This window comes from Paracoccus sp. UBA889 (genome assembly GCA_002294185.1).
Classification (GTDB): Bacteria; Pseudomonadota; Alphaproteobacteria; order Rhodobacterales; family Rhodobacteraceae; genus Paracoccus.
The window spans coordinates 1-13,841 of record DBFD01000015.1 but is presented as its reverse complement, the minus strand read 5'-3'; the positions used below and the strand labels follow the sequence as shown (position 1 = coordinate 13,841).

General features: G+C 66.5%; 17 protein-coding genes. 4 read left to right on the top strand and 13 right to left on the bottom strand.

The genetic code is table 11. From position 1 onward, the window contains the following. Positions 1-8 precede the first annotated feature (8 nt). The 11 genes from B4L36_RS01675 to B4L36_RS01625 all read right to left on the bottom strand — a co-directional run bounded on the left by B4L36_RS01675 (position 9) and on the right by B4L36_RS01625 (position 7,940). A complete protein-coding gene (locus B4L36_RS01675) occupies positions 9-851 on the bottom strand; it encodes a hypothetical protein (protein ID WP_292951382.1) in 843 nt (280 codons plus the stop codon). Between the two features lie 4 nt (positions 852-855). Beyond that, positions 856-1,173: a hypothetical protein gene (locus tag B4L36_RS01670; protein WP_292951379.1), complete on the bottom strand. Its 318-nt coding sequence runs from the start codon at positions 1,171-1,173 to the stop codon at positions 856-858. 4 nt (positions 1,174-1,177) lie between these two features. After that, positions 1,178-1,543, bottom strand: a complete 366-nt coding sequence (locus tag B4L36_RS01665; protein WP_292951376.1) for a hypothetical protein — start codon at positions 1,541-1,543, stop codon at positions 1,178-1,180. Continuing rightward, positions 1,543-3,345, bottom strand: coding sequence for a succinate dehydrogenase flavoprotein subunit (sdhA, locus tag B4L36_RS01660; RefSeq protein ID WP_292951373.1), 1,803 nt, complete (start codon positions 3,343-3,345; stop codon positions 1,543-1,545). Before sdhA ends, B4L36_RS01665 begins: the two co-directional genes overlap by 1 nt. Positions 3,346-3,352: 7 nt before the next feature. Continuing rightward, the gene (locus tag B4L36_RS01655) at positions 3,353-3,739 is read right to left on the bottom strand and encodes a succinate dehydrogenase, hydrophobic membrane anchor protein (protein ID WP_292951370.1); all 387 of its coding nucleotides are present in this window, start codon (positions 3,737-3,739) and stop codon (positions 3,353-3,355) included. A gap of 12 nt (positions 3,740-3,751) precedes the next feature. Next, positions 3,752-4,144, bottom strand: coding sequence for a succinate dehydrogenase, cytochrome b556 subunit (sdhC, locus tag B4L36_RS01650; RefSeq protein ID WP_292951367.1), 393 nt, complete (start codon positions 4,142-4,144; stop codon positions 3,752-3,754). Positions 4,145-4,402: 258 nt separating this feature from the next. Continuing rightward, positions 4,403-5,263 carry an endonuclease/exonuclease/phosphatase family protein gene (locus B4L36_RS01645; protein WP_292951364.1) on the bottom strand — a complete coding sequence of 287 codons (861 nt, stop codon included), beginning with the start codon at positions 5,261-5,263 and terminating at the stop codon, positions 4,403-4,405. Position 5,264: 1 nt separating this feature from the next. Then, on the bottom strand, positions 5,265-6,299 hold the full coding sequence (locus tag B4L36_RS01640; RefSeq protein ID WP_292951361.1) for a MaoC family dehydratase: 1,035 nt from the start codon (positions 6,297-6,299) through the stop codon (positions 5,265-5,267). Further along, complete coding sequence (locus B4L36_RS01635) at positions 6,296-6,502, bottom strand: DUF1737 domain-containing protein (RefSeq protein ID WP_292951358.1); 207 nt, start codon at positions 6,500-6,502, stop codon at positions 6,296-6,298. The genes B4L36_RS01640 and B4L36_RS01635 overlap by 4 nt, the downstream gene beginning before the upstream one ends. 1 nt (position 6,503) lies before the next feature. Next, positions 6,504-7,049 carry an NnrU family protein gene (locus B4L36_RS01630; protein WP_292951355.1) on the bottom strand — a complete coding sequence of 182 codons (546 nt, stop codon included), beginning with the start codon at positions 7,047-7,049 and terminating at the stop codon, positions 6,504-6,506. A 42-nt stretch (positions 7,050-7,091) separates the two neighbouring features. Next, positions 7,092-7,940 (bottom strand): HpcH/HpaI aldolase/citrate lyase family protein, encoded by an 849-nt coding sequence (locus B4L36_RS01625; protein ID WP_292951352.1) that lies wholly within the window; start codon positions 7,938-7,940, stop codon positions 7,092-7,094. A 302-nt stretch (positions 7,941-8,242) separates the two neighbouring features. Here B4L36_RS01625 and mdh point away from each other — a divergent pair, with 302 nt between their 5' ends. From mdh to purF, 4 genes are all read left to right on the top strand, one after another. Continuing rightward, entirely contained in the window at positions 8,243-9,205 is a 963-nt protein-coding gene (gene mdh, locus B4L36_RS01620) for a malate dehydrogenase (RefSeq protein WP_292951349.1), read from the top strand. Between the two features lie 159 nt (positions 9,206-9,364). Further along, complete coding sequence (gene radA / locus B4L36_RS01615; protein WP_292951346.1) at positions 9,365-10,741, top strand: DNA repair protein RadA; 1,377 nt, start codon at positions 9,365-9,367, stop codon at positions 10,739-10,741. Positions 10,742-10,785: 44 nt separating this feature from the next. Then, positions 10,786-11,406 carry a CvpA family protein gene (locus tag B4L36_RS01610; protein WP_292951466.1) on the top strand — a complete coding sequence of 207 codons (621 nt, stop codon included), beginning with the start codon at positions 10,786-10,788 and terminating at the stop codon, positions 11,404-11,406. Positions 11,407-11,542: 136 nt separating this feature from the next. Next, complete coding sequence (purF, locus tag B4L36_RS01605; RefSeq protein ID WP_292951343.1) at positions 11,543-13,033, top strand: amidophosphoribosyltransferase; 1,491 nt, start codon at positions 11,543-11,545, stop codon at positions 13,031-13,033. Between the two features lie 56 nt (positions 13,034-13,089). Here purF and B4L36_RS01600 read toward each other — a convergent pair whose 3' ends face one another. After that, complete coding sequence (locus B4L36_RS01600; protein ID WP_292951340.1) at positions 13,090-13,536, bottom strand: NUDIX domain-containing protein; 447 nt, start codon at positions 13,534-13,536, stop codon at positions 13,090-13,092. Beyond that, positions 13,533-13,841, bottom strand: a 309-nt coding sequence (locus B4L36_RS01595; RefSeq protein ID WP_292951337.1) for an ATP-grasp domain-containing protein, incomplete at its 5' end; no start/stop codon positions are given. The genes B4L36_RS01600 and B4L36_RS01595, both read right to left, overlap by 4 nt.

Sequence of the window (13,841 nt, the reverse complement as noted above, 5' to 3'; positions counted from 1 at the left end):
TGCTCCTTTCAGGACGTGCCTTTTCCAGGCACCTCGGCGATGAACAGGTTTTGCGCGCGGGCGACCAGATCGACCACCTTTCCGCGCGCATGAGGATTAAGCGTCAGGCCGTTGAGCCGCCTCAGGAATTCGGTCGAACCGGCATTGAGTCGCTGCATCGCAGGCCCATCCAGCGGGGCAAGCGCCTCGATAATGGCATCGTCCAGCCCGGCATGGTGCAGCAATAGCCGCCCCGGACGACCGGGATCGGGCTCGTCTTCCAGCTTGAAGCGGCACAAACGATCAGGCCCCAGGACATCGGCCATCCGGCGGATCAGATCGCCCCAGCCAGGCATCGCATCGGTCCGGTTCAGGAAATCCTCGAAACCGTGCTGATAGCCGTCGGTGCGTACGGCCTGCGCCCAGACGCTGGCCTTCCACGCCGTCATGCTGCGTGTGTAGATGACGAAATCCACCGCAAAGCCCGCCGCGCAGCGCGACAGCAGACCCGCGATCCGCGGCAATTGCGGATAAAGCCGCGTCTCACCGCCATTGCCGGGCATCGCGCCGGCCAGGTTTTCGTGGCTCAGAAGCACCGGCAGGTCATTGGCGGGCAGCGTCTCCAGCACATCCTCGAAGGCGATCCGCAGCGCGATCTCGCGGTCCTCGGTGGGTCCCAGCGAATAGGCAATCGCCGCGCGTCCCAAAGGCCGCATGGGCGAGCCCTCCTCGGGGGTGCGCACGATCAGCCGCCGGGCCAGCGCGGCGGCGTTGCGGTTCAGATGGCGCTGGATCGCGGTGCTGCCCGTCTTCTGCACGCCCAGATGCAGGATCAGGCGGCGCTGGTCGGATTTCGTCGGCGCTGCCGTCATCGGCCTAGCCCCGCCAGCCAGGCTGGTCGGCCAGAACCCGCGTCGGCATCTGTCCCGATCGATTCACCACGCAGCGGTTGAACACGTCCGAGGGATCGCGCTGCATGATGTAATCGCTGGAAATTTCCAGATCGACCGAACCGCCGAGGCGCGAACCTCCGCCACCGCTGCCCACCCCCAGGGCGACTTCGCCGCGCGGAGCCTGGGCCAGTTCGGCATCGCGCAGGCAGACCCGTTCCGCCTGCTCCACCGGTATCGGAGCACAGGCTGCCAGCGCCGCCAGCAGCGGCACGGACCGGAACGGGGCCGCCCAGGCGCGCATCGGCTCAGGCCGTCTGCGCGGCGTTGGCGATGCATTGCGTGGTTGCGGGACGCGAGACGATCGAAGCGACGCTGTCGGCCGTGCCCGCCACGCCATTGCGCGTGGCCTGCGCGATGTCGATCAGTTCCGCCGTGGTGGCGTTCGACATGACGCAATCGGTATAGGGCGCCGTGTTCACGCCCGGCAAACGCTTCTGCATCTCGCTGTTGACGACGCTGCGCGCCACCTGACGCGAGGCGGCGTCGAGGGTGGTCGGGGTGGTCACGACCGGTGCGGTCGGCGTGGAAACGGTCGCGGTCGGCATCGGTGCGACGCAGCCTGCCAGCGTCAGCGCGGCGAGGCCCGAGGCGGCAATGATCTTGAAACGCATCAGTAAACCCTCTTCTTCGGAGCAATCTTCTTCAGGTCGATCCCGCCTTCTGCCTCTTTCGTCAGAGGTTCCAGATGGACGGGGCGGTAGTCGAGTTTAACCGTGTTCCCCTCTACCCTTGCAAGCGAATGCTTGCGCCAGGTGGCGTCATCCCGCTCAGGGTAATCCTCGTGCGCATGGGCGCCACGGCTTTCCTTGCGCGCCTCGGCGGCCACGATCGTGGCCAGCGCGTTGGGCATCAGGTTGGTCAGTTCCAGCGTCTCCATCAGGTCGGTGTTCCAGATCAGGCCACGATCGGTCACCTTCAGATCATCCAGCTTTGCGGCGATTGCCTCCATCTTCCGGACGCCATCGGCCAGCGTCTTGTCGGTGCGGAACACCGCCGCGTCGGCCTGCATGGTGCGCTGCATCTCGTTGCGCAACTCCGCCGTCGGCGTGCCGCCATCGGCATTGCGGATTTTGTCGAACCGCTCCAGCGCGTGGTCCACCTGCGCCTGGTTGGTCGCGGGGATCGGGCCCTCGCGGTCGATGACCTGCCCCGCCCGGATCGCGGCCGCGCGGCCGAAGACCACCAGGTCGATCAGGCTGTTCGAGCCAAGCCGGTTCGCGCCATGGACGCTGGCACAGCCGGCCTCGCCCACCGCCATCAGACCGGGGAATACGGCGTCGGGGGCGCCCTCGGCCGGGTTCAGCACCTCACCCCAGTAATTCGTGGGGATCCCGCCCATGTTGTAGTGAACGGTCGGCAGAACCGGGATCGGTTCGCGCGTGACATCGACGCCGGCGAAAATCCTGGCGCTTTCGCTGATGCCCGGCAGCCGTTCATGCAGCGTCTCGGGCGGCAGATGCATCAGGTTCAGGAAGATGTGGTCGCTTTCCTCGCCGACGCCGCGACCCTCGCGGATCTCCATCGTCATGCAGCGGCTGACCACATCGCGGCTGGCCAGATCCTTGTAGGTTGGGGCGTAACGCTCCATGAAGCGTTCGCCCTCGCTGTTGGTCAGATAGCCACCTTCGCCGCGCGCGCCTTCGGTGATCAGGCAGCCCGAGCCATAGATGCCGGTCGGATGGAACTGCACGAATTCCATGTCTTGCAGCGGCAGGCCCGCACGCGCCACCATGCCGCCGCCATCGCCGGTGCAGGTATGGGCGCTGGTGGCGCTGAAATAGGCGCGGCCATAGCCGCCGGTCGCCAGCACCACCATCTTGGCATTGAAGACATGCATCGTGCCGTCGTCCAGCTTCCAGCAGACGACACCGGTGCAGCGGCCATCGGTGATGACCAGGTCCAGTGCGAAATATTCGATGAAGAATTCCGCGTTTTCCTTCAGCGACTGACCATAAAGCGTGTGCAGGATCGCGTGGCCGGTCCGGTCGGCGGCAGCGCAGGTGCGCTGGACCGGGGGGCCCTCGCCGAATTCGGTGGTGTGGCCGCCGAACGGCCGCTGGTAGATCCTGCCCTCTTCGGTGCGGCTGAAGGGCACGCCGTAATGTTCCAGTTCGTAGACGGCCTTGGGCGCCTCGCGGGCCAGGTATTCCATCGCGTCGGTATCGCCCAGCCAGTCGCTGCCCTTGACCGTGTCATACATGTGCCACTGCCAGTTGTCGGGCCCCATGTTCGACAGGCTGGCCGCGATCCCGCCCTGCGCCGCGACGGTATGCGAGCGGGTCGGAAAGACCTTGGTCACGCAGGCCGTGCGCAGGCCCTGTTCGGCCATGCCCAGCGTCGCGCGCAGCCCGGCACCGCCGGCGCCGACCACGACCACGTCATAATCATGCGTCTGGATTTCGTAAGCAGCCATGGTTTCCTCAGATCACGATGGTCACAAGGGCCATCTTCGCCAGCGCGAAGAGGGCGGCCGCGATCACGGCCCAGCCGAAGATGACCGAGACGATGATCGCGACCTTGCGCTCGGTATGGTTCAGATAGTCATCGATCATGATCCGCGTGCCCTTGATGAAGTGCAGCATGCCCACGACGATGAACAGCGCGGTGATGATCGCCGGATAGGGGCGCCCGAAATAGGCCGCGACGCCCTCGCGCGGCAGGCCGATCGCGCTGCCGACCACCAGCATGAAGGCCGGGGTCAGCAGGACCAGCGCACAGGCGCTGACCGTCATGGCCCAGTGATGTGCGGTGCCGCTATGGGCGCTGCCAAGACCTTCGGCGGCCTTGCGGGGGGTGATGTAGCGCATGGTTGCCCTCGGTCAGCCGATGAAGAACAGGATCAGCGAGATCAGCGTCATCACGACCGACCCCACGATGATCACCCAGGAATTTCTTTTCGCCTCGTCGATTTCCAGCCCGTAACCGGCATCGTAGAACAGGTGGCGCACACCCGACAGCGCGTGAAACCACAGCGCCCAGGCCGATCCCGTCATCACGATGAAGCCGATCCACGACCGCATCACCCAATCGGCGGCGGCAAACGCGCCCGGGCTGGCGACGGCGGCCACCAGCCACCAGACCAGCAGCACGATCCCCGCGACAAGGGCGTGCCCGGTGATGCGCGTCATGATCGAGGCGATCGCCGCGATGGGCAGCCTGTAGACCTGAAGATGGGGGGAAAGCGGCCGGTTGCCCCGGTTCACATCGGCCATGATGCGGCCCTCCTTTGTCGGTTCTGTCAGACCCGGCGCGGGCGCGATGGCTGGCCGCACGGGCTGGCGATTGGTGCCGTTACTGACCGCGTTTGTGCCACCTGTCATCCGCAGTTACCAGAGCTTCGGTGGAAAAGAAGTCGAATTCGCGGTTTGTGATCACGGCCACGGCCTGCGTGATCACAGCAGGAATGCCGCAATGTCTCGCATTGGCGCCACCTGCCCGCTTCCCGGCCGCACAGCCCGGCCTGGCGCCTGTCACGGCCCGATCCGCGTCAGCACACCGCGATGATCCGAGCCCAATCGCGGCCGTGTCCCGCCGCGGCCCGCCCAGCCCCGCGGGATCAGCACATGGTCGATCGCCATCGGATAGATCCCTTTCAGCATGAACGTCGTGCGCAGCGGGCCGAGCGGCGCCGTGCCGGTCGCGGATGCGATCGCGCGGACCGCGCGGGACCAAGGAACCATGTTGAAATCTCCTCCGACCAGTGCCGGCTGCGCGATGCCTCTTATCTTCGGCATCAGCGTGTCCAGCTGCGCCGCCTGCCCGTAGGGCCAGGGCCAGGTCAGATGCAGCACCGCGACCGACACCGCCCCCATCGGGGTGCGGGCGCGGGCCGAGGCCAGGCCGCTTTTCGGCACGCAATCCCGACGATCCAGCGGCCAGCGGGACAGGATCGCGATGGCGCCGGTGGTGTCTCCGGGACAGATCAGTTGATAGGGAAGCCCGGCTTTCAGCCGTTCGGACACGGCAAGGTTGCGCCAGCTGACCTCTTCCAGAAAGACGATTCCGGCGCCGCTGGCCCGGATATCGGCGATGATCGGCGCCGGATCGGCCAGATCGAAACGCAGGTTCTTCTGATAGACCACGATCCCGTTCGCCGGCCCCTGCACCGGCCGCCACAGATCCCACAGGATCGGCGCCAGCGCGACCAGTGCCACGGCGCTTGCGGCCAAACCGGCCCGCCCGCGCAGGACAGGCGCCGTCAGCAGCAGCGCGACGGCCAGCGCCGGACGGAACACGGCCAGCGAATCCCCGGCCGGATGCCAGGCCCCGGCAAGGCTGCCGGCCAGCCCGATCAGACAGAATACCGCGATCAGGCGGGCCAGAATCCGCATCCTAGACCGGCATCAAGGCCCAGTAGTCGAGGTCCAGCAGAACCTCGGGCAGATATTTTCCATCCGCGCCCTTCAGCGCGAAGGCCGCGCTGTCGCCCTTGGTCGCGACCAGCCGCAGCCGGATCGCGCCGACGCCCGGCGCGCGGGTCTCGGCCTTGTCCAGCACCTCGGACCAGGCGCGGATCGTGTCGCCCGCAAAGCAGGGATTGGCATGGGCGCCGCCATTCAGCGCCACGATCATCTGCGCATTGGCCAGCCCGTTGAAGGACAGGGCGCGGGCCATCGAGATGACATGCCCGCCATAGATCAGCCGCCGGCCATCGTTGCGGAAGGTGGCGTCGAAATGCACCTTGGCGGTGTTCTGCCACAGCCGCGTGGCCAGCATATGTTCGGCCTCTTCGATGGTGACGCCATCGACGTGGTCGATTCGCTCGCCCGGATGGTAATCGCCCAGACGATGCGGCTCGCCGGCCAGTTCGAAGTCGTAATCGCAAAAATCCAGACCCTTGGGAACCGCCAGACCGGCCGGGTCGACGACCGGATCCAGATCCGGCACCACGGTGTCGGGCGCCGGCGCGTCGGGCGCCCGTTTGCGCACCATCACCCAGCGGACGTAATCCAGCACCGGTTCGCCCATCTGGTTCAGTCCGCGCGTGCGCACCCAGACCACGCCCGATGTCCCGTTCGAGGTCTGCCTGAGGCCGATCACCTCGGATTCGGCGCGCAGCGTGTCGCCCGGCATGACCGGGTTGAGCCAGCGGCCCTGGGCATAGCCCAGATTGGCGACGGCATTGACGCTGATATCGGGGACCGTCTTGCCGAAGATGACATGAAAGCCGATCAGATCATTCAGCGGACTGCCTTCGAGGCCGCAACCGGCGGCAAAATCGTCGCTGGAATACAACGCATGCCGCGACGGATAGAGCGCGTGATAAAGGGCCCGTTCGCCCTCGGCCAGGGTGCGCGGCGCGGCGTGGCGGATCACCTGACCGACCCGGTAATCCTCGAAGAAGCGGCCCGGATCGGTCTTGCTCATTGCTGTCCCAGCTTCATCTCGGAATGGTATTCGGCGTGGATGTCCTTGGTCACCGCCTGCGCCATCCGCATCACCCCCTTCTGCGGATCGAAGGCCATCGAGGGGCCGCCATGCAGGGTCCAGCCCTTCGACAGCGCCTCGCTGACGCGGTGGCAGAAGCGAGAGGTGTCATCATCGGTAATGCAGCGGTAAAGCGTCGTCATCTCAGCCTCCGAAGGGCCATGGGCCAATCAGGCCGTGGATCAGACCGACCACCAGCAGCACGACGACTGCGCCGACGGCGGCCATCGCCTCCTTGCGGGCCGGGAACGGGCCGGCGGGCGGGGTCCAGGGGCTGCGGTTGATCAGCGCCATCTCGACCAGCGCCCAGACCAGCAGACCGCCAAACAGCACGAGGCTGGGCAGATCACCATTGACCAGCAGATGCGCCACCGCCCACAGCGAAAAGCCGATCAGTTGCGGATGGCGGGTCATCGCCGTCACCCGCGTCTTCATGCCGCTGGCCGCGAACAGGTAGAAGGCGATCAGCACCAGCAGGTTGTTGATTCCGACCAGCGCCGCCGAGGGGCCCCACCAGACCGGGCCGTCGGCGGCCTTGTATCCCCAGATCATCAGCAGCACCGAAACGATCAGGGCAGCGGCGACCATCCCCTTGCCCTTGTCTCCCACCGCGGCCCTCTGGGCGGGCGCCACGCGTTTCCACAGATGCGCAGCCCACCACAGGGCCACGCCAAGGATCAGGATCAGCATCTGGCTTCCTTTCGTTTCGGCTGGATCGGCCTCACGTTGACGCTAACCGGCCATGGCTGCAATAGCCTCGGCGCGATCCAGGGTGCTGCGGGCGGTTTCGACATGCAGGTTCTCGACGATCCGGCCATCCACCACGGCCACGCCCCGGCCATCGGCGCCGGCCTGCCGGAACGCCTCGATCTGGCGTCGGGCCAGCGCGATCTCGGCCTCGGTCGGGGCGAAGGCCTGGTTCGCGACGGCCAGCTGCGCCGGATGGATCAGGGTCTTGCCGTCAAAGCCCATGTCGCGGCCCTGTTCGCATTCGGCCCGCAGGCCCGCGTCATCCCTGAAGGCGTTGAACACGCCATCCACGATCACCTTTCGAAAGGCCTTCGCGGCCAGCAGACACAGCCCCAGCCCGGTCTGCATCGGCAATCGGTCGGGGCGAAAACGGCTGTTCAGTTCCTTGGCCAGGTCGTTCGTGCCCATGACCATGCCCTGCAGGCGCGGATGGGCGGCGATCTCGGCCGCGTTCAGCATCGCCAGCGGCGTTTCCATCATCGCCCAGAGGGCCAGATCCGGGCACAGCGCCGCGACCGCATCCAGATCGGCCGCGGTATCCACCTTGGGGATCAGCACCGCATCGGCGCATCCGACCAGATCCGCGCAGAAGCGGGCATCGTCATCGCCCCATTCGCTCGCCAGCGCGTTGATCCGCACGATCCGGGCACGGGCTCCGTAATCCCTGGTCAGCGCCGCCCCCAGTGCTTCTCGCGCCGCGACCTTTTCCGGCGGCGCCACCGCGTCTTCAAGATCGAAGATGATTGCGTCGGCCGGCAGCCCCTGCGCCTTTTCCATCGCGCGCCGGTTGGCTGCCGGAATGTAGAGGACGGAACGATAGGGGCGCGCCATGACAGACCTCCGGGAAATAATGTTGCGCGAAACTGCCTCTGGCAGCCAGAAATGGCAAGGAAAAAATTGCCGCGGCGCGGCATCGCCCCCCCCCGCGCCGGCCGGATCAGCCCCATATCAGCCCATGGGGGCGCCTTTGCCTTCGGACCTGCGGATCCGGTTCGCCGGCCGCTTGGGTCCGCATCCGGAAACGGCGACCAAGGCTGCTGCCATGCCGCACGCCACGGGCAGAGACTTGCGATTCGGATGTCGAGGGCTTAACCAACGCCGCGAGATTCCATCCATGACATCGGAGGTTAACCATGGCCCGACCCAAGATCGCACTTATCGGTGCGGGGCAGATCGGCGGCACGCTGGCCCATCTGGCCGCGATGAAGGAACTGGGCGACGTCGTCCTGTTCGACATTGCCGAGGGCGCGCCGCAAGGCAAGGCGCTGGACATCGCCGAATCGGGCCCGGCCGAAGGCTTCGACGCGGCGCTGAAGGGCACGAATGATTATGCAGACATCGCCGGCGCCGATGTCTGCATCGTCACCGCCGGCGTTCCGCGCAAGCCGGGGATGAGCCGCGACGACCTGCTGGGGATCAACCTCAAGGTCATGAAATCGGTCGGTGAGGGTATCAGGACCCATGCGCCCGACGCCTTCGTCATCTGCATCACCAACCCGCTGGACGCGATGGTCTGGGCGCTGCAGAAATTCAGCGGCCTGCCCGCGAACAAGGTCTGCGGCATGGCCGGCGTGCTGGATTCGGCCCGCTTCCGCCATTTCCTCAGCCTCGAATTCGGCGTCTCGATGCGCGACGTATCCGCCTTCGTGCTGGGCGGGCACGGCGACACGATGGTGCCTCTGACCCGCTATTCGACCGTCGCGGGCATCCCGCTGCCCGATCTGGTCAAGATGGGCTGGACCACGCAGGACAAGCTGAATGCCATCGTCCAGCGCACCCGCGATGGCGGGGCCGAGATCGTCAGCCTGCTGAAGACCGGCAGCGCCTTCTATGCCCCCGCGACCAGCGCCATCGAGATGGCCGAGGCCTATCTGAAGGATCAGAAGCGTGTGCTGCCCTGCGCGGCGAATGTGGACGGGGCCTATGGCCTGAAGGGGATCTATGTCGGCGTGCCGACCGTGATCGGCGCGAACGGGATCGAGAAGGTCATCGACATCAAGCTGGACAAGGACGAAAAGGCGATGCTGGACAAGTCGGTCGAGGCGGTCAGGGGTCTTGTCGCGGCCTGCAAGGATATCGACAATAGCCTGGCCTGATCGGTTCCGATGCCGGACCTGACACACGGCGCGCCGAATCCGGCGCGCCGTTCTTTTTTCCTGCACCGGGGCCTGGGCGCAGGCCGACCCCTCCAAGGGCCTGCGCGATCCGCTGCAACGCGTATTGCGGGCGCCCTGGCCAGATGGCACAAGACGCCCATGGCCAAATCCGTCTCTGCCTTCAGCTGCACCGAATGCGGCGTCGCACACAAGAAATGGGCCGGGCGCTGCGATGCCTGCGGGGCCTGGAACAGCATCGTCGAGGAAGCTCCGCTGAGCCACGGGCCGGGGCGCGGTCTGGGCGCGGCCAAGGGGCGCCGCGTTGCGCTGACGGGTCTTGCCACCGACGAGCCGCCGCCGCCGCGCAGCGTCTCGGGGATGGCGGAACTGGACCGGGTTCTGGGTGGCGGACTGGTGCCCGGCAGCGCGATCCTGGTCGGCGGCGATCCCGGCATCGGCAAATCGACCCTGCTGTTGCAGGGCGCTGCGGCCTTCGCGCGGCGCGGCCTCGATGCGGTCTATATCAGCGGCGAGGAGGCCAGCGCACAGGTCAGGATGCGCGCGCAAAGGCTGGGTCTGGCCGATGCGCCGGTCCGGCTGGGGGCGGAAACCAACTTGCGCGACATCCTGACCACGCTGGACGGCGAACGCCCGGATCTTGCCATCATCGATTCGGTTCAGACGCTGTGGTCCGATCATGTCGAGGCCGCGCCCGGAAGCGTGGCGCAGGTGCGCGCCGCCGCGCACGAGCTCGTGACCTTCGCCAAGCGGCGCGGCGTGGCGGTGGTTCTGGTCGGGCACGTCACCAAGGAGGGCCAGATCGCCGGGCCGCGCGTGGTCGAACACATGGTCGATACCGTGCTGTATTTCGAGGGCGAGCGCGGTCATCAGTTCCGCATCCTGCGCAGCGTCAAGAACCGCTTCGGCCCCGCCGACGAGATCGGCGTGTTCGAGATGACCGGCGCGGGGCTGGCCGAGGTTGCCAACCCCTCGGCGCTGTTTCTGTCCGAACGCGGCCAGCCTTCACCCGGCAGCGCGGTCTTTGCCGGGATCGAGGGCACGCGGCCGGTGCTGACCGAGGTTCAGGCCCTGGTCGCGCCCTCCACCCTTGCCTCGCCGCGCCGCACCGTGGTCGGGCTTGACAGCGGCCGTGTCAGCACCATCCTTGCCGTGCTGGAGGCCCGCTGCGGCATTCCCTTCGCCGGGCTCGACGTGTTCCTGAACGTCGCCGGCGGGATGCGGGTCAGCGAACCGGCCGCCGACCTGGCCATCGCCGGCGCCCTGCTGTCGGCGCGCGAGGACAGCGCGCTGCCGCCCGAGGCGGTGCTTTTCGGCGAAATCAGCCTGTCGGGCGCGCTGCGCCCCGTCGCGCAGGCCGAAAACAGGTTGAAAGAGGCGCAGAAACTTGGTTTTTCACAGGCGATCTTACCCGAAGGCCAGAAGGTCGAGGGGGTCGGATCGGATCGCGGCGGCATGGGAACGCGGCGCATCGCCGATCTGACGGAATTTGTGGGCGAGATCTTCGGCGCCGGCTGAACCGCCTGAAAATGCAACGATATCCGGCGCGGGGGCGGGACTACATGGACGGTTTCACGATCATCGACGCGGTGGTGGCGGCGGTCATCATTCTTTCCGCGATACTGGCATGGTCGCGCGGCTTCGTGCGCGAATCGCTGGCCATCCTGGGCTGGATCGCGGCGGCCATCCTGGCCTTTCTCTTCGCCGCTGCGGTGCGGCCGATGATCGCCCAGCTTCCGGTTCTGGACCGTTTCCTGGGCGACAGTTGCGAATTGGCCACGATCGCGGGCTTCGCGGTGGTCTTCGCCCTCGCCCTGGTCGTCTTCTCGATCATCACGCCGCTGTTTTCCTCGGTCGTGCAACGGTCGGCCCTGGGCGGGGTGGATCAGGGAATGGGCTTTCTGTTCGGCGTGGCGCGCGGCATCCTTCTGGTCGCCATCGTCTTCATCGTCTACGACCGGGTGATGACCAGCCAGCAGGTCGCGATGGTCGAAAATTCACGCTCGGCGCAGGTGTTCGAACGGATGCGCGGCCAGATGGACGAACGTATCCCCGAAGATGCGCCCGGCTGGATCGTCAGCCGCTACGAACAGATGGTCGGCGGCTGCGGCGCGACGACCGAAACCGTCGATCCGGACACCGCCCCGGCCCGGACCGGTGATGCGGCGCCGGCCTCGAACTGAGGCGGCGTGCCCGGCCATGGCCGCTGATGTCGGTGATGTGACGAAAATTCCGCTTCTGCGGATAGCCGGGGCGTGACTCTGGGTCCGGCCCGCACTACATAGCCCTCGACAGTCCAAAGCCAGTCAGGATGCCATGATGCAGCCATTCTTGGCCCATCCGTTCGATTCGGACCGCCTGCACGAGGAATGCGGGGTATTCGGCGCGATCGGGATGGCGGATGCCTCGAATTTCGTCGCTCTCGGCCTGCACGCGTTGCAGCATCGCGGGCAGGAGGCCGGCGGCATCGTCGCCCATGATCCCGAACACGGGTTCAACAGCGCCCACCGCTTCGGCTATGTGCGCGACAATTTCACCAAGACCGACGTGATGGCGACGCTGCCGGGACCGCTGGCGATCGGGCATGTGCGCTATTCCACCGCCGGGACCAAGGCCAATACCGCGATCCGCGACGTGCAACCGTTCTTCGGCGAATTCTCGATGGGCGGCTGCGCCATCGCCCATAACGGCAACATCACCAATGCCGCCGCCCTGCGCCGCGAGCTGACCGAACGCGGCAGCATCTTCCAGTCCTCATCGGACAGCGAATGCATCATCCACCTGATGGCGCGGTCGATCCAGCGCAACATCCCCGAACGGATGAAGGATGCGCTGCGCCGGGTCGAGGGCGCGTTCAGCGTCATCGCGATGACCCGGACCAAGCTGATCGGCGTGCGTGATCCGCTGGGCGTGCGGCCGCTGGTTCTGGGCAAGGTCGGCGACGATGGCTTCTGTCTGGCATCAGAAACCTGCGCGCTGGACATCATCGGTGCCGATTTCGTGCGCGAGATCGAACCGGGCGAGATGGTGGTCATCACCAAGGGCAAGGTCGAAAGCTCTCGCCCCTTCGGGCCCTCGACCGGCCGGTTCTGCATCTTCGAACATGTCTACTTCTCGCGTCCCGATTCGATCATCGGCGGCCGCTCGGTCTATGAGACCCGGCGCCAGATCGGGGTCGAACTGGCCCGCGAGGCGCCGATCGAGGCGGATCTGGTCTGTCCGGTCCCCGACAGCGGCACGCCGGCCGCGATCGGGTTCGCGCAGGAATCCGGGATCCCCTATGGCATGGGAATCATCCGCAACCAGTATATGGGCCGGACCTTCATCGAGCCGACCGAACAGATCCGCAACATGGGCGTGCGCCTGAAGCTGAACGTCAACCGATCGCTGATCGCGGGCAAGCGGGTGGTTCTGGTTGACGACAGCGTGGTGCGCGGCACGACCAGCCGCAAGATCAAGGACATGATCATCGACGCGGGCGCCGCCGAGGTGCATTTCCGCATCGCCTCGCCTCCGACCGCCTGGCCGTGCTTCTACGGCGTGGACACGCCCGAGCGGGACAAGCTGCTGGCGGCCCAGATGAGCCCCGAGGAAATGCGCGACTGGATCGGCGTCGACAGCCTGGCCTTCGTATCGCTGGACGGGCTCTACCGCGCGGTCGGCGAGGCGGGAGGCCGCAACACCAAGAGCCCGCAATATTGCGATGCCTGTTTCTCGGGCGATTACCCGGTCGCGCCCTTCGACCAGCTCGAACGCGGCTTTCGCATGAAGCCGGGTTCCGAAACCGCAATCAACGAGGCGGCCGAGTAAGGCTTGCGTTCCGCAAACGCCGGGGCTGATCGTCCCTGGCCGAAGACCGAGGCCAGTCAGGGAACGATGGTTTCCAGGGGGTCGTAATGCGCCGCGGCATCGCCCCAGATGGCGGCGGCAAGGCTGTCCGGCTTGTGGCGCAACGCGCCCAGTTCGACCTGCGTGACCCAGCGGAAACGGTTCACCACGCCTTCGGGATCGGCCAGCGAAACCTCGTCGGTGGCGATCAGCGTGGCGCGGAACAGCAGGTCGACCTGATGAAAGCCGCGCGCCGGGTCGTGAAATTCGTTTACCAGAAACGGCGCGCCGACGCTGATCAGCAGACCGGTTTCCTCGGCCACCTCGCGCATCAGGTTTTCTGGCAGGGACTGGCCCGGCTCGACCCCGCCGCCGGGCAGGCACCACAGATCGCTGCGTTCGCCCGGATAGGCGTTGACCATCAGCAGCCGGTCACGATGCAGGATCGCGGCGCGGACCGCCAGCCTCGGGCGCGCAACCCTCATTCCGCAATCCGGTTCAGGTGGCCCATCTTGCGGCCCGGCCGCGCCTCGCCCTTGCCATAGAGATGAACCTGCGTGCGCGGTGCGACCAGCAGATCCGGCACGCGGCCGATATCATCGCCGATCAGGTTCTCCATCACCACATCGGCGAAACGCTTGCCATCGCCCAGGGGCAGGCCCGCCACGGCGCGGATATGCTGTTCGAACTGATCGACGGCGCAGCCGGCCTGCGTCCAGTGGCCCGAATTATGCACGCGCGGCGCGATCTCGTTCACGATCAGCCCGTCGGGCGTCACGAACAGCTCGAC